Source organism: Thalassospira sp. MBR-102 (assembly GCF_040549275.1).
In the GTDB taxonomy this organism is placed as follows: Bacteria; Pseudomonadota; Alphaproteobacteria; order Rhodospirillales; family Thalassospiraceae; genus Thalassospira; species Thalassospira xiamenensis.
In genome coordinates, this window is the sequence record NZ_JBEPTC010000011.1 from 32537 (window position 1) to 52517 (window position 19981).

The 19981-nt window shown below is 53.3% G+C and carries 18 protein-coding genes and 2 tRNA genes; 7 read left to right on the forward strand and 13 right to left on the reverse strand.

Translation table 11 applies throughout. The features are described from left to right. Positions 1-194 precede the first annotated feature (194 nt). On the forward strand, positions 195-1520 hold the full coding sequence (locus ABIE64_RS16945) for a globin-coupled sensor protein (protein ID WP_037989635.1): 1326 nt from the start codon (positions 195-197) through the stop codon (positions 1518-1520). Positions 1521-1530: 10 nt separating this feature from the next. Here the strand turns inward: ABIE64_RS16945 and ABIE64_RS16950 are convergent, their stop codons facing one another. Continuing rightward, a complete protein-coding gene (locus tag ABIE64_RS16950; protein ID WP_354378040.1) occupies positions 1531-2538 on the reverse strand; it encodes a helix-turn-helix transcriptional regulator in 1008 nt (335 codons plus the stop codon). 162 nt (positions 2539-2700) lie between these two features. Here ABIE64_RS16950 and ABIE64_RS16955 point away from each other — a divergent pair, with 162 nt between their 5' ends. From ABIE64_RS16955 to ABIE64_RS16965, 3 genes are all read left to right on the forward strand, one after another. Continuing rightward, on the forward strand, positions 2701-4725 hold the full coding sequence (locus ABIE64_RS16955; RefSeq protein WP_354378041.1) for a TonB-dependent receptor plug domain-containing protein: 2025 nt from the start codon (positions 2701-2703) through the stop codon (positions 4723-4725). A 112-nt stretch (positions 4726-4837) separates the two neighbouring features. Then, positions 4838-5974 (forward strand): ABC transporter substrate-binding protein, encoded by a 1137-nt coding sequence (locus ABIE64_RS16960; protein WP_354378042.1) that lies wholly within the window; start codon positions 4838-4840, stop codon positions 5972-5974. A 45-nt stretch (positions 5975-6019) separates the two neighbouring features. Further along, the gene (locus tag ABIE64_RS16965; protein WP_354378043.1) at positions 6020-6310 is read left to right on the forward strand and encodes a DUF2218 domain-containing protein; all 291 of its coding nucleotides are present in this window, start codon (positions 6020-6022) and stop codon (positions 6308-6310) included. A 54-nt stretch (positions 6311-6364) separates the two neighbouring features. Here ABIE64_RS16965 and ABIE64_RS16970 read toward each other — a convergent pair whose 3' ends face one another. From ABIE64_RS16970 to ABIE64_RS17015, 10 genes are all read right to left on the reverse strand, one after another. Then, the gene (locus ABIE64_RS16970) at positions 6365-7294 is read right to left on the reverse strand and encodes an energy transducer TonB (protein WP_354378044.1); all 930 of its coding nucleotides are present in this window, start codon (positions 7292-7294) and stop codon (positions 6365-6367) included. Between the two features lie 3 nt (positions 7295-7297). Beyond that, the gene (locus tag ABIE64_RS16975; protein WP_114095728.1) at positions 7298-7714 is read right to left on the reverse strand and encodes an ExbD/TolR family protein; all 417 of its coding nucleotides are present in this window, start codon (positions 7712-7714) and stop codon (positions 7298-7300) included. Further along, a complete protein-coding gene (locus ABIE64_RS16980; RefSeq protein ID WP_063095394.1) occupies positions 7711-8100 on the reverse strand; it encodes an ExbD/TolR family protein in 390 nt (129 codons plus the stop codon). The genes ABIE64_RS16975 and ABIE64_RS16980 overlap by 4 nt, the downstream gene beginning before the upstream one ends. A 26-nt stretch (positions 8101-8126) precedes the next feature. Then, positions 8127-9008, reverse strand: a complete 882-nt coding sequence (locus tag ABIE64_RS16985; protein WP_354378045.1) for a MotA/TolQ/ExbB proton channel family protein — start codon at positions 9006-9008, stop codon at positions 8127-8129. Positions 9009-9274: 266 nt separating this feature from the next. Next, positions 9275-9350, reverse strand: a tRNA-Lys gene (locus ABIE64_RS16990). Between the two features lie 230 nt (positions 9351-9580). Next, positions 9581-9656: transfer RNA gene (locus ABIE64_RS16995), tRNA-Lys, on the reverse strand. Between the two features lie 152 nt (positions 9657-9808). Next, on the reverse strand, positions 9809-10339 hold the full coding sequence (locus ABIE64_RS17000) for a peptidylprolyl isomerase (protein ID WP_007091877.1): 531 nt from the start codon (positions 10337-10339) through the stop codon (positions 9809-9811). A gap of 61 nt (positions 10340-10400) precedes the next feature. Beyond that, positions 10401-10928, reverse strand: a complete 528-nt coding sequence (coaD, locus tag ABIE64_RS17005) for a pantetheine-phosphate adenylyltransferase (protein ID WP_007091878.1) — start codon at positions 10926-10928, stop codon at positions 10401-10403. 12 nt (positions 10929-10940) lie between these two features. Next, complete coding sequence (gyrA, locus tag ABIE64_RS17010; protein ID WP_354378046.1) at positions 10941-13742, reverse strand: DNA gyrase subunit A; 2802 nt, start codon at positions 13740-13742, stop codon at positions 10941-10943. Between the two features lie 192 nt (positions 13743-13934). Next, the gene (locus ABIE64_RS17015) at positions 13935-14897 is read right to left on the reverse strand and encodes a DMT family transporter (RefSeq protein ID WP_071241247.1); all 963 of its coding nucleotides are present in this window, start codon (positions 14895-14897) and stop codon (positions 13935-13937) included. Positions 14898-15209: 312 nt separating this feature from the next. Here ABIE64_RS17015 and ABIE64_RS17020 point away from each other — a divergent pair, with 312 nt between their 5' ends. After that, a complete protein-coding gene (locus ABIE64_RS17020; RefSeq protein WP_175484514.1) occupies positions 15210-15413 on the forward strand; it encodes a hypothetical protein in 204 nt (67 codons plus the stop codon). An 11-nt stretch (positions 15414-15424) separates the two neighbouring features. On the opposite strand, the gene ABIE64_RS17025 is transcribed toward ABIE64_RS17020, so the two are convergent. Continuing rightward, positions 15425-16282 (reverse strand): DUF547 domain-containing protein, encoded by an 858-nt coding sequence (locus ABIE64_RS17025; protein WP_354378047.1) that lies wholly within the window; start codon positions 16280-16282, stop codon positions 15425-15427. 295 nt (positions 16283-16577) lie between these two features. On the opposite strand from ABIE64_RS17025, the gene ABIE64_RS17030 reads away from it, so the two are divergent. Then, a complete protein-coding gene (locus tag ABIE64_RS17030) occupies positions 16578-17216 on the forward strand; it encodes a putative metalloprotease CJM1_0395 family protein (RefSeq protein WP_071241245.1) in 639 nt (212 codons plus the stop codon). A gap of 69 nt (positions 17217-17285) precedes the next feature. On the opposite strand, the gene pyrC is transcribed toward ABIE64_RS17030, so the two are convergent. Then, positions 17286-18341 carry a dihydroorotase gene (gene pyrC / locus ABIE64_RS17035; protein ID WP_354378048.1) on the reverse strand — a complete coding sequence of 352 codons (1056 nt, stop codon included), beginning with the start codon at positions 18339-18341 and terminating at the stop codon, positions 17286-17288. Positions 18342-18701: 360 nt separating this feature from the next. Between pyrC and ABIE64_RS17040 the strand changes: the two genes are divergently transcribed. After that, complete coding sequence (locus ABIE64_RS17040; RefSeq protein WP_354378049.1) at positions 18702-19961, forward strand: site-specific integrase; 1260 nt, start codon at positions 18702-18704, stop codon at positions 19959-19961. The last annotated feature ends 20 nt before the right edge of the window (positions 19962-19981 follow it).

Genomic DNA, 19981 nt, shown 5'->3' on the forward strand with positions numbered 1-19981 from the left:
ACGTGTACAACACCCATCTATCCGTTTGATAAAAGGAACAAGTATCTGGCAGAGAACGGTATATCTTGATATCTGTCCAACGGACGGCAGACGTTCCTACCCTTAAGGATAGTTAACATCATAATATCTTTAACCAACCTAAGGTAATGCCCCGCCAAACAACCTTTAATGACAGACATCGACGAGGGACCCGCATGCATCAGGAAATTAAACGCCGTCTTGAATTCATTGATTTCAATGAAAAGAAGGCAGCCAACCTTAAAAAGGCGTGGCCGATAATCGAGAAAAACCTCGCCCCGATACTGGATGAATTTTATCGAAAAGTGATGGCGCGTGACGATTTGGCCAAAATCATTGGCGATCCGTCCGGTATCGAGCGTTTGAAAAATGCCCAACGCAAACACTGGGCAAAGCTGTTCGACGGTACATTTGACCAGGCATATTACGACGATGTCCGCCGGATCGGTAAAGCGCACGAAATCATCGGCCTAACCCCGGAAGCCTATGTTTCTGCCTACAACTTTATCATGGCCAAGCTTTGCGATATTCTTTTTGCCCATTTCCGCAAGGACTCATCGGTTTCGCAAATTGTAACCGCCGCGACCAATGCCATTCTGATCGATATGGAAATGGCGATAACGGTTTATTACGAAGAAACTCAAAAAACATACAGCAACCGACTGGCGAAAATGTCGGGTGAGTTCGAAGCAACCGTTTCAAAAGTTGTCGACGCACTGGCAAGTTCCGCAGAAGACATGTCGAGCGCCTCGGAAACACTGATCAGCAGCATGAGCCAAACCACCGAACAGGTGGAAAGTGCGAAATCCGCTGCCGAGATTTCGGCGGAAAACGCGTCAACCGTGGCAGGGTCTGCCGAGGAGCTCGATAGCTCGATCCGCGAAATTTCAAGCCAGATTTCACGCGCGTCAAGCGTCTCAAACGAAGTTGAAAGTTCCGTACAATCGACATCGGATGTTATTGCATCGCTGAATGTTTCCGCCGAAGAAATCGGCACAGTCGTTGACCTGATCGACAAGATCGCCAACCAAACCAACCTTCTGGCACTGAACGCAACCATCGAGGCAGCACGTGCAGGTGACGCGGGCAAGGGCTTTGCGGTTGTCGCAAGCGAGGTCAAAAACCTTGCCAATCAAACGGCCAAGGCCACCGGCGACATCACAGCCCAGATCAACAATGTCCAGCAAAACACCTCCGCCGCCGTGACGGCCATCCGCGAGGTTGCTGGTCAGATCAGTTCGATTGTTGATTCCATCACCGCCATTTCAGCCGCCGTTGAACAACAGGCCGCGGCAACCACGGAAATCAGCTCCAACATCACGGCTGTTTCATCGGCCAACAGCAACGTGAACAGCAATCTGGAATCAGTTAGCGGCACCGCGCATCGCACCGGTTCGGTCGCAGAAGAGGTTTATAAGGTTTCAAAGGTCTTAAAAGAGCATTCCCGTCAGCTTAAGACGGATGTGAATGCCTTTGTATCACGCCTGACCGAACCCAATTGATCCTGAGCCCCTAACGCCCCCGTGCTTCAGAGGGCGAAATGCCAAAGACCCGCTTGAACGCGGTTGCAAAGTTGGCAGGACTTGAATAACCGGCCATCCAGGCGGCCTGACCAATCGTCAGGCCGTCTTTTTCCATAGCATCACGCGCGGCAATCAGGCGACTTTCGCGGATGAAATCCTTGACCGTCGTGCCATAGGCATTTTTGAAAATACGTTGCAGGCTGGCAATGCTCATCCCGCACTTTTCCGCCAGGCCAGACAATGTCAGGTCATCAAAAATATGTTCCAGAACATAGTTGCGAATTTCCTGCGCCTTCTGATGCTGGTCAAGCGCATCCGGCTCGACACTTGCCTCCCCGACCTTAGGACCAAGTGCCCCAAGCGCCTCGGCGAAAATTTCCAACCCGCGGCTTTCGGCATAAAGATCACGAAATAGCGGATCATCGGTCGGTGGATAGAGCAACTGGTCCGCCAGTGCTATGGCACGACGTGACGGTTGCCACCTCCGAACAGAGATCCCGGCATGAATAAAATCATCAATTGCGACATGACGGCTATCAGTGTGATTGACCCGACTGGCAACCCAATCGAATTTCGCAGAAATCATCACTTTGCTGACATCGTCACCCTGTTTGAGTTGCCGATGCAACATAACCGGTTGCGATAGGGCCCAAATAAACCCCACTGGTTGATCCCGTGCATCCAGATCAAACGGAACATCATCGAATGCCCCGCAAACGCGCCCTCGCAACACAATCGCAACCGTGACGGCGGCTTTGACGGGAAACTTCACGTCCGCATCTTGCATGCTGACAGTATCGGTCGTGTGGATATTCAAAAATGACTGAAGGTTGTCGTTTGACAGTCGCCCGCTCATCACCGGACGACGTCGAATACCCTCGGCTACATTGCGCGGTAGCGCTGTTCCGAAATCTTCAAGCTGCTGACCGGTGATGGTTTCCCGCCGCGTCACATTGCGCCGTAAACGTTGCGGCGCATGCTGCCGATCAAACGCCATATGGGTGCCCTTCCAAGCCTGAATATCCCGTCAAAAGCAAAATTTGCGTTTTCGCAAACATCATTGGCGATCTCGCAAACGGTATTCCGATTGCTCGAACCATTGCGATAATAATATTCAAAATCATTCGCATTTGGCAATTTATTTGATAAGGAAATCAGCATGCCGCAGCCATCAAGACCGGTCTTGCTCGAAAAATACCGCCAACCGTTTCATGGCCTGTGCCGCGCAACCCTGCTTGCCGGCGTCGCCCTAACGGTACTTCCAGTAGCAGCCGTCGCACAAGAAACCAAAGCCAAAGACGAAACCGTTCTGGCACCAATCGAAGTCACAGCAAGCCAGGATAGCGGCCCAACTGCGGCGGGGAGTGTCACGGTTACGCAGGACGAACTTGATCGCATCAATCCGCAAACCATCAAGGATGTGTTTGCGAACGAACCATCGGTTCAGGTTGGCGGCCCGACCGCCATCGCGCAAAAGGTTTATGTGCAGGGCATCGAAAACACCAAGCTGAACGTTCAGGTAGACGGCACCCGGCAGGTTGATTCCACCTATCATCATATAGGCACCGCGATCATTGATCCGGGAATGCTGAAATCGGTAAAGGTTGAGTCCGGCATCGCCCCCGCCGATGCCGGACCAAATGCATTGGGCGGTTCAATGGCTTACGAAACCAAGGATGCCCGCGACATTCTCGACCCGAATGATCCGTTCGGCGGCTTTGCCAAAATCCAGTATAACAGCAATACCAAAGGCCTTACCGAATGGCTGACCTTGGCCGGTCAGCATGACGGCTTCGAAGCTCTTGCCTATATCCAGAACAGCAATCAGGGCAATTACAAGGACGGCGATGACAACGAAGTTGCTGGCACGGCAGATGGCAGCGAAAACGGACTTGGCAAAATAGCCTTCACCGGCACCGAAGGTTCACGGATTGAAGCATTTGCCAGCCATTTTGAAGACGAAGGTGTGCGCCCTGCCCGGCCAAACTTTGGAACCCTTACCAGCGGTGCCTCGCCGCAGTGGATTTCATACAAAGATACCTCGCTTGGCATCAGTTATGTCGATGAACAGCCAACCGATCTTCTGGCACCGGAACTAAGCCTCAATTACAGCAAAACCCATCTTGATGTTCCCAAACTGAACGGCAACACACACCTTGAGGCAGAAATTGAAACCCTGAACGGTAAGGCTGCCAATACTTTTGACGTCGGAATGGGCGGGATAACAACTGGCGTCGATTTCTATCATGATGAAGCAACCGGCGGCGGCGACACGGCACGCCCGGCTGGACGTGCCGGGCGATTTACCGAAGAAACAACCAATATCGGCGTCTTTTCACAGGCACGCCTTTCGCTGACCGATCGCTGGCGCGTCTCGTTCGGCGGGCGCGGCGATCAACAATGGTTCGAAGGCATTGACGGAACCGATTTCAGCGAATTCGGACTTAGCGGTAACGCCAATACCGAATATGACCTGACCGATGACCTGATGATCTATGGCGGATTGGGTACAAGCTTTGGTGGACTGCCACTGGGTGAGTCTGCGATTTACAACTACACCGGAATCTGGACCTATGACGGTTTCAAACCGTCCCGGTCGCATAACTACAAGGCGGGCGCACGCTATCAATTGGCGGAATGGGATTTCGATGGAAACCTGTTCTACAACAAGATCAACGGTTCCCATTCACTTGAATATACAACACGAAATACAACCAGCGATCTTGCAACACGTGGTGTCAATCTGTCCGCCACCTGGACATACGGCCCCGGCTTTGTCCGCGCTGCCTATACCCATACCGATGTAGAAAGAAATGGCAAAGTCCCGCTGAGCAACGATGCGTCCTATCAAGGCGTCATCGTCGGTGACATTGCAAACTTTGAAGTCGCCCACCGGTTTGATGACCTTGGCATTCAGGTCGGCTCAACATCTGAACTGGCCCTGTCGGACGACGATCCCGAAAAGAACGGCAATGCCAAGCTCGACACTTACTTTGTTGCCAACCTGTATGGTGAATGGACGCCAGAGACATTGTCGAATGCGGTAACCCTACGCGTCGATGCGCTGAATATTTTTGATCGTGACTATGTCGCCCGGACCACGCCGGGCTACGACAGCAGTGCAATTGAACCCTATCACGAGCCGGGTCGCACCTTCCTTGTTTCAGCAAAGGTGACGTTCTGATCAGACCATCTTCCAACAGATCCTCTATCCGCGATGGGTGGCATGCCGTGCCACCCATTTCGGCGTTTCTGACTTTCCTGCAATTCTTGCCTATTTCAACAGGACTTTCGCAATGACATTCAAACGCGTTTTAACGCTGGCCGCAGTCGCTTCAATGATCACCTATCAGGCTCATGCTGGCGAAACCATTACCCTGACCGATGTTTCCGGTCGCGAAGTCACGGTCGAAGTACCGGTCAAACATATGATCCTTGGCGAAGGGCGTTTTTTGCCAAGTCTTGGCATCCTTGATCCTGAAAATCCGGTCCGCTGGGTAGCCGGTATGATGGGGGAATTCAAAAAACTTGATCCGGCAACCTTTGCACAATACCAGGCAAAATTCCCCGAGATTGACGACATCCCGCTGGTCGGCCGCAGTGGCGAGGCAACATTCAGCGTCGAAAAGGCGATTACAGTTGAACCCGATGTCGCAATTTTCGGCATTGATGGTGGTCATGGTCCGGGATCAGACAGCCATGAAGTCCTGAGGCAATTTGGCGCAGCTCACATTCCGGTTGTCATGATCGATTTTCGCAGTGACCCATTTGGAAACACCCCAAAAAGCATTCGTATCCTTGGCAAATTGATGGGCAAGGAAGATCAGGCAGAGGCTTTCGTCAAATTCTATGAAGACAATCTGGCGAAGGTCAGAACAGGTCTGGAGGGTTTAACGCATAAACCCAAAGTCTTCCTCGAAAGCCGGGTTGGTCTGCATGGCACCTGCTGCGAGGCGATGGGCAACCAAATGATCGGAAGGTTTGTGGAGCTTGCCGGTGGCGAAAATATCCTTGCCGACCGGATTCCGGGCGTCATCAGCCAGATTTCAGTTGAACAACTGCTCGTCGATCAGCCCGATATTTATATCGCAACCGCAATTGGCGGGGCAACAATGACGGCCGAACAGAATGTCGGCCGCATCATACTTGGAACCTACGCCGATGCCGAAACATCACGCGCGTCTTTGGCCAAAAGCATGGAACGCACCGGCTTGCCCGAGCTCGACGCCATTAAAAACGGCAAAGTCTATTCCGCGTGGCACCACTTCTATAACACGCCCATGAATGTGACGCTGTTACAGGCCATGGCGAAATGGTTCCATCCCGATCATTTTGCCGATCTTGATCCAGACGCAACCCTTGCCGAATTCTTTGACCGGTTCCAACCGGTAGCACTGAATGGTGTTTACTGGATCGGCCTTGGTCGGCCATGACCGGCCCGAACATCCCCCAAGAAACCATCAGAGATCGATAAATCAATGTTCAAAACCACAGGATCGGTTCAGACCGGGCAGGCCAGTAAATACCTGCAACAACTCTGCAAGCACTTTGCCCACAAGGTAGAAGTCGATTTCACGCCCCATGAGGCCCATGTGAGCTTTCCGATGGGCCCATGCATCATTCTGGCCGATGACGTTACCCTGCGCTTTCAGGGACAGTCTGAGAAAGCCGAGGGGATTGAAACCATGAAGGGTGTTATTGTCTCGCATCTCGATAAATTCGCATGGCGCGAGCAGATCGAATATGTCTGGGAAGACAGTTCAGATTAAACCTGCCCACCCCATAAAACAAAGAAGCCAGCCTTTCGGAGCTGGCTTCTTTGTTTAGCGCAAGTCGTAGATCACAGGTATCGTCAGGGTCATCTCTGTGCGCGCCATATCTTCGGGGAATGGCGGGAAACGTTTAACCCGCTCGATCATATCCTGCGTCGCACGATCAAGAATAGACGAACCACTCGGGCTGGTCATTTCAAAGAAGGAAACAGTACCGTCACGCTGGATGACCAGCCGGACCATGTTCTGCCCCTCTATACCGCGACGTTTGGCACGATCCGGATATTCGCGATAACGCATCAACATCTGAACCACAGCTGCTTGATAGTCGGTAAAGGCCGCACTGCTCATTGCCGCACCTCCGCCACTTCCCGATGCGGAACTTGCGGCCTGGCTTTGGGTCGCTTCGCCGACCGTGCCTTCTGATTTTACTGAATCGACGGGGCCGCCGGATGGTTGCACGACCGGTTTGGCTTCAGCCTTTTCAACAGGTTTGGGGGACGTTGCCGGTTCCGGTGTTGCTTTGGGGGGCTCCGGCTTTCTGCGGACCGGCATGACATCGGCCAAAAGCGGACTGATTTCCGGTTCCGGCTCTGGTTCCGGTTCAACCGCTTCCTCAACCACCGGCTCAGGAACAGGTTCCGGCTCAACGATCGGTTCGGGATCGGGTTCAGGCACGGTTTCAACAACCGGTTCAGGATCGGGTTCGGGTTCCGGCTCAACAACCGGTTCTGGTTGGGTTTCGACTTCCTCGACGGGTTTTTCACCCTGCTTACTGTCTTCTGAATCAGCACTTTCTTCGGGTGTTTCGGCCTCGCCCTGGGTCGCCTGACCGCTGCCCAGCGAGATGCTGATACTTTGAACGGCCCCTGCCCCGCCCCAACCGGCAGGTTGCGGTTCAGGCATGGCAAGAACGATCCCACCGGCAAGAACAATACCGGTCAGCCCGGTCGCAATCAGGAAATCAATGCGTTTCGACATATTCTATCCGTCTTGGTCCTGATCTGCTTGCATCGCGGTCATCAGTTGCACCTTTTCGACGCCCAGTTCCTGCAACCGCTTCAAAAGGGCAACAACGCTGGCACCTTCTGTGGTGCGGTCAGCACGAATTTCGACTGGACGGCCGGCATAATCAGCCGGTAGCAACCCCGCAATATCCGCAAGGTCTCCCTGCCGGTCTTCAATCCCGACTTCGGCATTTTTGCCAAACCAAAGGACAATCGTATCTTCTGGCTGGCCTTCGGCCGTGCTGCTTGCGGGCGGATCCACGTCAAATGGGCCCAGCTTTTGCAGACTTCCGGCTATCATGAAGAAAATCAGCAGAAGAAAGACGATGTTGATCAAAGGCAACATCGGTTCCTGGGCTGGGCTGTCATCGGTGATCTGGATGCGGCGCTTCATTCGATCAGATCCACATCAGTCACACCGCCACGTCCCAGCGCATCCATCACAACAATAAGATGCTGCAAATCTGCACCATTGACGGGCCGCAGATGAACACTGGCACCGGCATGGTTACGCAAAATGGTCACGGCAAGATTGGAAACAGCCACGGCTTCACCATTCAGCGACAAACCACCATTGGCATCGACATTGACCGTTACCGGGCGAATATCGCTGCTGGCCCGTGCCTGACCGTCCGTAACAGTCACCGACATTTCAAACCCCTTCCAGTCAAGAAAACTGGAAGCCAGCATGAAAAAGATCAGCAGGATGAAGACAACATCAATCAGCGGCGTCAGGCCGATCATCGGCGAAGCACCACGACTTCGATCACGCAATTGCATAAGGCGTATTCCGACCTTGTTCGGGCTTATTCCGCAGCCTGGCGCAGTTCAGCGACGTTTGACGCGCGAAGCGCACCCTTCCGAGCCAACTCACCACGATTGATCACCATGGTGCAGACATCTTCCATCACGGCCGCAGCACGCGCGATAACGCCCTGCATCCACATATGGAACGCGGTTGCCGGGATCGCGACGACAAGCCCGATTGCCGTCGTCAGAAGTGCTAGCCAGATACCGCCCGAAAGGACAGAAGGATCAATACGGCTTCCGGCACCTTCCATCTTCTGGAAAGCTTCAATCATGCCCATAACGGTTCCAAGCAACCCCAAAAGTGGGCTCAAGACCGCAATTGCCGACATAATCCGCAAACCGCTGTTCAGGCCATCGATTTCCTTGCGTGCATGGGAAGCAATGATATCGGACGCCGCTTCACGGTTTTCCGGGTTAGCAACGGACAAGGTCATGCCAAACAGACCGATGCGAGCAGCCGGATGACGGCGGCGCGACAGAATCTGCGCGACCTGCTTATCATCACCATTGGAAAGATGACGTTCGACATCCTTGGCAAAACCATCCGCGAAAATTCCACGCCGGATAAAGCCGACCAGCTTGTAGAAGAATATCAGCATCCCAACCAATGCAAGCGCGGCTAGAACCCAACCGACAACACCGGCACGATCCACAAGATCAAAAACCGGCAAGCCACTGATGGCATCCGGAACGATTGTGCTTTCGGTGATGGCAGCTGCGTCATCCGCAATCGGCAAGCCGGTTTGCGGATCAAGGGTTACCGCCCCACCTTCTGTTTGCGTGATCGCACCGTTGGCGGCATCCGTGGTTACACCGTCAAGGCCAAGCGGAGTCTGCGCATCTGGCGATGCGGACATCGGATTTACGGGTTCAGGCATGTAACTCTTCCGATCCAAAATTCGATCAGCACCGGACGTCCTGCTCCGGTGCATTTGAAACTGATTTGCATTACTTACAAGAAATCACATTGCGATGCAATCGCAACAGCGAAAAGACGAGCATTTTTCGTGCATGGCCGCATTGCATCGCACGTAAAACAGCGCCCGTCGCAGGCGCTCAAACCAGATGGAATCGGTTTTTGAAAACAGAAAAGATCACGGAAAAGCAAAACCCCCGGAACATCTGGGTTCCGGGGGTTTTGAAATGGTGAGCCCGACAGGATTCGAACCTGTGGCCAACTGATTAAAAGTCAGTTGCTCTACCAACTGAGCTACGGGCCCTCAACGTTGGTGAGCGGCCTTTTAATGTGCTGATCGCAAAGGGTCAACCCCCCTTTTTCGATCAAACTGCATGACAGCCATTCAAATGGTAAAAAATATCAAAAACCGGCCCGTTTCCAATCCACCCCAAATTGACATTCGCATTGGCTGGAAAGCGGTATGACAGTGATCGCAATAAAAATCATAAAAAAGAAAAAGCCCCCGAAACCTATTGGGTTTCAGGGGCTTATTGGTGAGCCCGACAGGATTCGAACCTGTGGCCAACTGATTAAAAGTCAGTTGCTCTACCAACTGAGCTACGGGCCCTCAACGTTGGTGAAGCGCGTTTTAATGGGACTGGCGGCTGCGGTCAACACCTGTTTTCCATATTTTCCGGGTTTTTGCACTTTCAGCCCCCAAAACGCGAAAGCCGCCCTGATCAAGGACGGCTTTCGGTTGCATTATAGGGGTCAAGGCTCTTATTGCGCGTCAGCCGCGACCTGCATTTTTACAATATGGTCCGGGTCTGCAACCCGGCCATTGGCCCAAGGTGCACCCTTTTTCAGGCCATCGACATATTCCATACCCGATACGACCTGCCCCCATATGGTATATTGCCCATCAAGATGCGGCGCATCGGCAAAGACGATGAAGAACTGCGAATCAGCGCTGTTCGGGTTGGACGAACGTGCCATCGAAACCGTACCGCGCACATGATTCTCGTTCGAAAATTCCGCCGGAAGTTTCTGGCCCGAACCACCGGTACCGTCCCCTTTGGGGTCACCGCCCTGCGCCATGAAGCCTTCGATCACACGATGGAAAGTCAGACCATCATAGAAACCTTCACGAGTCAGTTCCTTGATACGCTCGACATGCTTGGGCGCCAGATCCGGACGCAGCTTGATCACAACGCGACCTGCTTCAAGATCCAGATACAGGGTGTTTTCCAGATCCTGCGATGCATCGGCCGACTGGGCCTGAGCACCGCCGCCGATACCACCGTTCGACATGGTCACTATTCCTAATACGAGTACAAAAAGAGATGCGAGACGAATAAGACGCATGGGTGCGCTATTCCTTTTCTTCGGCCAGCTTTTCGTGCAGTCGCTTCAGCACGTTTGCCGGCACAAATTCGGTAACATTACCGCCCAGACGGGCGATTTCCTTCACAAAGCGCGAAGACACGAATTGCTGTTTGTCGGATGCCATCAGAAAGACCGTCTCTACCTTTGGGGCAAGACGGGCATTCATTCCGGCCATCTGGAATTCATATTCAAAGTCAGACACAGCCCTCAGACCACGAATAATGATGCTCGACCCGTTTTCCTGGGCAAACTGCATCAGAAGTGAACCGAACGGCTTTACGATGGTGCGGGCAGCAACTTCGCCGCCCGCAGCCTTAAGAGCCTCTTCGACCAGAGCGCAACGTTCTTCGACCCCAAACATCGGGCCCTTTCCCGCATTGACCGCAACGCCGACAATAAGCTTGTCGACGATGCGGGTCGCGCGACGAATAATGTCCATATGCCCCTGAGTTACCGGGTCAAAAGTGCCCGGATAAATCCCGATACGCGAGGCGTTTGAAGACTGTTCGTTCATTGATCTTCCGTTTTATTCGTCGGTGTCGTCTGAACCGGTTTCCACTGCCTCGCTGCTATCCTCGGCAACGGTCGGTGCATCTTCGCCTGATGCGATTTCGGTGCCTTCTGCACCTTCTTCGCCTTCAAGCTCTTCTTCACCATTGTCACCCAGATTGGACAGACGTTCGACAGCAACAACCTGTTCGTCTTCGGCCGTACGGAACAGGGTAACACCCTGTGTCTTGCGCCCGGCAATGCGGATATCGTGTGTCGGCATACGAATGACCTTGCCACCATTGGTGACCATCATCAGTTCGTCGCCTTCCTCAATCACGAAGGATGCCGCGACATTGCCATTGCGTTCCGACATCTCGATATTGGCAAAGCCCTGCCCGCCACGACCGGTTACGCGGTATTCATAGGCAGACGTACGTTTGCCATAACCATTTTCGGTAACCGAAAGGATCAGCTGATCGCCTGCCAACAGTTCGTCGTAACGTTCCTGAGAAAGGATTTCCAACGGCAGACTATCATCAGCCGAGATTTCCTCGCGACGCAGCTTGCTTGCGATAGACAGATACTCGTCACGTTCTTCCATAGAGGCATGATTGCCAAACAGGACGGACATCGCAATGACCGCATCGTCGTCAGCCAGACGAATACCGCGTACACCGACCGAGTTACGGCCAGTAAAGACACGAACATCTGCAACACGGAAACGAATGCATTTACCCAGACGGGTCGTCAGCAGAATATCGTCATCGTCCGAGCAGGTCTGAACCGCAATCAGCTTGTCACCACGATCTTCTTCAAGTTTCATGGCGATCTTGCCGTTTGATTTCACATTCACGAAATCGGCAAGACTGTTACGGCGGACGTTACCCGTCGAAGTCGCAAACATCACGTGCAGGTTCGGCCATTCTTCCTCGTCGGGAAGCGGCAGAACCGTTGTGATATATTCGCCTTCTGAGAGCGGCAGCAGGTTCACAAGCGCCTTGCCACGCGATTGCGGCGTGCCCAGCGGCAGGCGCCAGACTTTCATCTTGTAGACCATCCCCTCGGAACTGAAGAACAGAACAGGGGTGTGGGTGTTGGCGACGAACAGTTTGGATACGAAATCCTCTTCGCGCGTTGCCATGCCCGAACGGCCTTTGCCGCCACGACGCTGTGCGCGATAGGTCGACAGCGGAACACGCTGGATATAGCCGGTGTGCGATACGGTCACGACCATATCTTCACGGGCAATCAGGTCTTCGATGTCATGTTCGAATTCGGCTTCAAGGATTTCACTGCGACGTTCATTGGCGAACTCGTTCCGCATTTCCGTCAGTTCATCCTTCAGGATGATCATCTTGCGTTCGCGTGAACCAAGGATATCAAGGAAATCTTTGATCTTCTCACCCAATTCGGTCAATTCGGACGCGATTTTATCACGTTCCAGACCGGTCAGGCGATGCAGACGCAGTTCAAGGATTGCGCGCGCCTGCGCTTCGGACAGGCGATAATTGCCATCGTCCGAACCAACCTGGTTCGGGTCGGCGATCAGCTCGATCAACGGAACAATATCGCCCGCCGGCCAGCTACGCTCCATCAGTTGTTCACGTGCAATCTGCGGGTCAGCCGCAGCACGGATCAAGCGGATGACTTCGTCGATATTGGCCACCGCAATGCCAAGGCCGACTACCAGATGGGCGCGCTCACGTGCCTTTTTCAGCAGGTGAATGGTCCGGCGCGTAATGACTTCTTCGCGGAATTCGACAAAGGCCTGAATGATTTCTTTCAGGTTCATCAATTCCGGCTTGCCACGATTAAGCGCCAGCATATTGACGCCAAACGAAGTCTGAAGCGCGGTAAAGCGGAACAACTGGTTCAGAACGACATCGGCAACCGCATCACGTTTGATTTCGATCACCATGCGAACGCCCGAACGGTCGGACTCGTCACGCAGATCGGAAATACCTTCGATCTTCTTGTCACGGACCAGTTCGGCGATCTTTTCCATCAGGGTTGCCTTGTTCACCTGGAAGGGAACTTCGGTAACAATGATGGCTTCACGGTTGGCACGGATTTCCTCGACATGGGTACGTGCTCGCATGACGACAGAACCGCGACCGGTTTTAAAGGCCGAATGAATGCCCGAACGGCCCAGAATCAATGCACCGGTCGGAAAATCCGGACCATGCACGAATTCCATCAGGCCTTCGACGGTAATGGCCGGATTATCGACATAGGCCATGCAGCCATCGATAACTTCGCCAAGGTTATGCGGCGGAATATTGGTGGCCATACCAACAGCAATACCACCTGCACCATTGACCAGCATGTTCGGAAAACGTGCTGGCAGAACCGACGGTTCCTTGGTGGTTTCGTCGTAGTTATCGCGGAAATCGATGGTTTCCTTATCGATATCATCGAGCAGATAATGGGCTGACTTGGCCATGCGGGCTTCGGTGTAACGCATGGCGGCGGCCTTGTCGCCGTCCATCGAGCCGAAGTTGCCCTGCCCGTCAATCAGTGGCAGGCGCATGGAGAATCCCTGCGCCATACGAACCATCGCGTCGTAAATCGCGCTGTCGCCATGCGGGTGGTATTTACCCATCACATCCCCGACCACACGGGCCGATTTACGGAATGGTTTGTTCCATTCAAAGCCGTTTTCATGCATCGCATAAAGGATGCGTCGATGCACGGGCTTCAAACCGTCGCGGACGTCGGGAAGCGCACGGCTGACGATCACGCTCATCGCGTAATCGAGGTAGCTGCGGCGCATTTCTTGTTCGATGGATACCGGGATAATATCGCGGCTATCTGGATTGGTCTCTTTGGTGGACAAAAGCCGTGACCTCTTAAACGCTTGATCAGAAATGCTTCAATCGGCGTGACATATGGACATATGCCTGACCAGTGAGCCGGAAAGTATCAGGTTTGTCCGGCACAAACAATATTGACAAATCTGCCTGTCCCGGCATTCGGCACAAACGGTGGAAATAATCGTAATTTACGCAAAAATGCCCACCCCGAAGAGTTATTTTTTGGTCCCGGGTGCGGTCATGATCGGGGTTACCGGGTCACATTCCATTTCGGCAACATCACCAGCCCTGACAGGCTTTCGTCCGAAACGCAGCTGGGAAACCGCAATCCCGGCCAAAATAACGCCGAGTGCAATCACGCTGGTCGGTTTGGGAACTTCGTGCAGAACAAGAAAACCGATCATTACGCCGACGGCAGGTACAAGGTAATTGTTAAACACCACAAAGCTCGCTCCAGCGCGCGCAATCAGATACAGGATCAGGAACATGGCAATGCCAGTCGGGAAAATCCCCAGATACAGGATCGAAAGCGCCCCGTCGGCGTCCCACCCCATATTCCAGGGCTGATCAACAAACAGCGCAAAGGGTGCAAGCATCACTGCAGCGAAAGTCAGGATCACCGCGGCTGATCCAACACGCGGCTGATCACGCAGATTGCGCGCCACCAGTGATGAAATCGCGTAGCACACGGCCGCGATCAAAACTGCCAGCTGAAAAACAAGCTGCCCGCCAAGCCCGGTTAGGGTTTCCGGCCCCACCAGAACAATCACGCCAATGGTGCCAAGCACCACACCAAGCGCCTTCCCCGTCGAAAGTTTTTCATCATTCGTAACGAAATGTGCCAGCGCCACCGTTGTCAGCGGCACGACAGACATCAGAATTGCCGCCAGCCCGGCATCGATTTCCGTTTCGCCATAGCTGATCAGGAAAAAGGGCACAGAATTCCCCAACAACGCAACAAAGAAGGTCGACCACCACGCGCGCCGTCCCTTGGGAAGGTCACTTTTGCGAATAGAGGCAAAGGCCCATAGCACCAGTGCGGCGACAGCCAATCGCCCGGCTGCGACCACCAGCGGCGAATAGGCATGCACACCAATCTTGATGAAGGTGAACGAGCTGCCCCACATCAGCGCCAGCAAAAACAGCAACGCAAATTCACGAATTCCCGGACGTGTCATCTTCCCAGCCTATTCTTGCCACAGTTTTTGGGCTTTATCGAACATCGAAAGCCAACTGACAGCGTTAGAGCCAGAAAACACGAGAATCAAGCGAATAGCTGAAAATCAGCCGCCCCATAATGCGGCCTGCAATCGGCACCACCTAAGAATAAAGCCCCATCTTGTCTAGCGTGAAATCGCCTGTCGGACTTTGACGCAGCACAACGCTTTTGCAGCGAAAAGATGAAAAAAGACAGTGGATACAACTTAATTGTTGCGAATGATTTTCAATCGCTTTATCTTGGGCGCAACAATATGAATGGGATGCGAGCAATGAAATATGTGGATCAGGAACTGACCATCGACGAAATGCTGGCCGATCCGATCGTCCAGACATTAATGCGCTATGATGGCATCTCGGCCAGTGACGTCCGTCACACGATTGATCAGGTTTTGCAAAATCGCCTGCCATCACCCCCTGTTCGCGCCCGAAGCAGCAGCGCCCCCCACCATAACTGGCGCATGACAGCGGCGTAAACAACACGACCTCAGGGATGGCTATCGTTCAATGACCAGTCATAATGATAGAAGCTGATGGGCAGGTCCTCGCCGTGAACGCTCAGCCATGTTGCAAGCTCCAATCCGGCATAACGCGCCAGATGATCGGAAAATGCCGCATCGCTTTTGCCAAAATCGGACCGATACCAGTCAAAAATCGAAGACAGTTCGATCTCTGATCCGTCTTCGGCCAATCTCACCGCCCGTTCATCCTGGATGAAAGCAAGAGCCGCCTTATCAAGCTGCTCTTCGATCCGGGTTCCGTCATAGGCCGTCGCTGCCAACGCCGGACAACCAATTGACGCACAATTAATGGCATAGTGAATACGCGCATCCTGCCAGATGGGCCGCAGGATACGATGTTCGATATCGTTCAGGCTCAAAGACCTGCCTTCGACGGTCAAAAGTTTTTTGTCCCAAGGGCCTGACGAAAATAATCCAAGCGAAAAAAGCCCCGGTGAAATGTCGATATCCCGAATGCTGTCAACCGGGTAATGATCCATGACCACCGCAACAGTCTGCGCATTGTAAAGATTGATCCAGAAGGCCATTTGCTGATCGCGGTTATATGTGTCAATTTTAACCGCCTGCATGGCATTAAGATAATCCGAGAGATGCGTAAGGCTTGAAGATTTGGCACCTGCATAATCAAATGCCGTGACGCCAGACGAAACCACCACCAGATGATGGTCAAGGATCGTCTGCCAGACAGAATGATCAATGATGGCGTCGTTCGAATCATCATGCGCCTGCCAATCGGGCCATAGATCAGCATCAGGTGCGGCAATTGCAGGTACCGACACTATCACCCAAAGCATGATCAAAACAGGCATAAGCAGATGTTTCAAACGGCTACTTCCCCTACACCATATCGATTGCGTTCCTGAATTCTATGATCGATCAGCAATTCAAGATCACATCAAACTGCCGTGATTGCAGTGATGCCAATCATATACACTTAACCATAAGTTGATATATAATGCCCCCATGACACAGGATGGTGCAATTCAGCTTATTCCTGGCAGTGGTGGGCAACTTGGGCAAGTCATTGCCACTCGTGCTCTTCCCGGTGCCGGGCAACAATCGGCAGGATCAGGTTCTGCTGAGGGGGGCTCTGTTACAACACCTTTAAGGCCCGCTGCCGTGTCAATCCGACCGATTGGCAATGCGAGCACCACAACACAGCTATCCGATCCGGTGCCAAACGCCCCCTCCACACCGGTTAACAGTGCAGCATCAATTGTTACGATTATTCAACAACTTGATCCTCGCGCCCTGCCCGGTGCGTCCGTACCCGACATCCGGGGCAGCACCGCGCAACAACGCGAAGTACGCGAAACAACACCGGAAAGTGCACGTCTGCCAACAAGCAATCCCGCCCTTTTGACGGACCGGGAACGCGACATTGTTCGGGAATTGCAGACGCGTGACGCCAACGTCAGGACCGAGGAAGAAAGCCATCAGACCCTTGCTGGTGCGAATGCCGGTATGATCAGTTACAGCTATACCGCCGGTCCCGACGGGCGGCTTTATGCCACGGGCGGCAAGGTCAGCATCCATCCGCTTCAGGGCCTTGACGGGATTGCAGCGATTGCCAATCAGGCCGCCATATCGCGGGCCGCCTCTATGCCCGGCACATCATCGGCCGATTTCAATGTTGCAAAGGGTGCGTCACGCAACATCAGTGCGATGATCGCAACACAGGCTATTGCGGCAGCCGAAAGCTATCGCATGACATTAGGGCTGAGCGCGGCACCAGCCAATATTGATATCACGGGCTGACCATCACCGTAGAAGCCACAAAAAAGGGGCCTGCATAACAAGCCCCTTTTGAACATGATCGACGCAAACCTAACCGGCATAGTGCCAGTAAATCGGGAAGCCCGGATCAAACACCGTGACTGGGCCCTCACCGGTTTCAATTCTGGCCGGGAAAGTTGCCGCCTCGCTGCGCTTTTCCAGCGTGATCTTGTCGGCATTCAGCGGCAAACCATAGAATTGCGGGCCATTGATGGATGCAAAGCCTTCAAGCTTGTCCAACGCCCCTTCTTCCTCGAACACATGTGCCAGAAGTTGGACAGTATTATTGGCGGTAAAGATACCGGCACAGCCGCATGCACTTTCCTTGCGGTCATCGGTATGCGGGGCCGAGTCAGTACCCAGGAAGAAACGGACATCACCGCTGGTTGCTGCCTTGCGGAGTGCGAGGCGATGTTTTTCACGCTTCGCCACCGGCAGGCAATAGAAATGCGGATGAATGCCGCCGACCAGAATGGCATTGCGGTTGATGATCAGGTGATGGGTCGTGATGGTCGCGCCAAGGTTCCTGTCATTGGCTTTGACATATTCGACACCGTCTTCGGTGGTGATATGCTCCATGATCACACGCAATTCCGGCAAACGCTTACGCAGCGGATCAAGAACGCGGTCGATGAACACGGCCTCGCGGTCGAAAATATCAATCTCAGGATCGGTGACTTCACCGTGCACGCAAAGCGGAATACCAAGACTTGCCATGCGCTCCAGCACCGGCATCGCCTTGTCGAAATCGCGCACACCACTTGCCGAATTGGTCGTTGCCCCGGCCGGATACAGCTTCAGTGCGGTAATCACACCAGACTTGTAGCCTTCCTCGACATCATCGGGATTGGTCCCTTCGGTCAGGTAAAGCGTCATCAATGGCGTAAAATCGTGCCCCTGCGGGATGACCGCGTTAATCCGGTCACGATAGGCAATCGCATCCTCGGTCTTGACCACCGGCGGCACAAGGTTCGGCATAATGATCGCGCGCGCAAAATGTTCGCTGGTTTCGCCAATAACCCCTTCAAGCATCGCGCCATCTCGCAGATGCAAATGCCAGTCATCGGGACGGCGAAGGGTAATGCGATTTGCTGAATTTGCGGACATGGGGGCGACCTCCTCGGAACCGGTACAAACGAATGGGCGCGAGCGCACAGGCTAACTAGCAGATCAGTCCCGGTTTTGGAATTGGAAAGCGGCCCGAAAGACAAAAGGCCAGGCATTTTTGCCTGACCTTTTCACATGGGGCGAGTGATGGGACTTGAACCCACGGCCCCCAGAGCCACAATCTTTAATCTCTACTATTCCGGCAGACATTAGACTTTACCAATATCAGGACAAACAACCCTTTAACCCTTGCATTTCCTAACCAAATTTCACAATCATCGGCGAAATAGTTCTTGGAGTTTTCAGGTATATTCTGCAAATGTTGCTACCTATCTGCTACCTGACAGCTCGGACACGCCCATGCCCTCCTTAAAAATTTCGCTCACAAATACGCTTTGCAAAGACACAACCCCATCCCCCGAAGGCGATCTAATTATTTGGGACACACAGGTTCCGGGGCTGTTTTTGAAGATAACAAAGACCGGAGGCAAAAGCTTCGGGCTGTTTTACCGGACCCAAACCGGCAAACAACGCAAACCGAAAATCGGAAATTTTGGACCATTCAAGGTCCCATCGGCGCGCAAGCAGGCCGAAGAATGGCTGGCCATTGTGCACCAAGGCGGCGACCCGTCACAGCAGCGGCAAGCAGCACGCATGCCCGAGCATAAAGCCACAGTCAGCGATCTGGCCGAGCGATACCTGGCCGATCACGTCGATGTAAAACGCAAGGAAGGCCAATCCCGCGAGAATGACCGGATATTGCTACAAAAGCATATCCTGCCCGCGATCGGCAAGATGGCCGTCGATGAAGTCGACTATGATCACATCTTTCGACTTCACCGCGACATGCAAGAAAAATACACCGTCAATGGAAACCGCGCCCTGTCGTGCATGAGCAAAATGTTTAACCTTGCCGAGCTATGGAAAATGCGCCCCGACGGGTCTAATCCCTGCAGGTTTGTGCAGGCCGATCCGGAAGAAGGCAGGGAAAGAGATTTGGCCGATTGGGAATGGGGCGCGCTGGCAAAGGCGCTTGACGAGTATGAACGATACCAGATCGGAAATGTTGCTATCTGCTGGCTGGTTCGATTGGTTATATTCACGGGCACACGCCGCAATGAAATTATGACCGCCAGACTGGACCAGATTGACCCGATTCGCCAAATCCTGACAATCGGGGATCACAAAACCGCTACTACACGGAAAAGCACCCGCCGAAAGAAAAAGGATATCATCCTTAACGATTACGCCATGCTGATCATCAAAGATCGGCTGGAACACCCCGACTGGAGGGATAACCCTTGGCTTATCCCGGGCAAACCCGGAACCAACCCGGACGGAACGATTTTGCACCGGCATATGATCAACCCTAAGAAAGCTTGGGGTAAGATCAAGGAAATGGCGCGCATAGAGGATTTGACAATCAGGGACCTGCGCCACGTTTTCGCGACCGCAGGCGTGGATCACAAAGTCGAAATCGAAATGATCCAGAAGCTTCTGGGCCACTCGAAAATTGATACTACGCTCCGCTATGCCCACCGGAAAATTGACGCGCAGCGACAGAACCAGCAGATCATTGCGGATGCGATCGCAGCAAGACTGTCCCATCCAAATAAGTAGAAGATCGCGGGCGGCAGCGA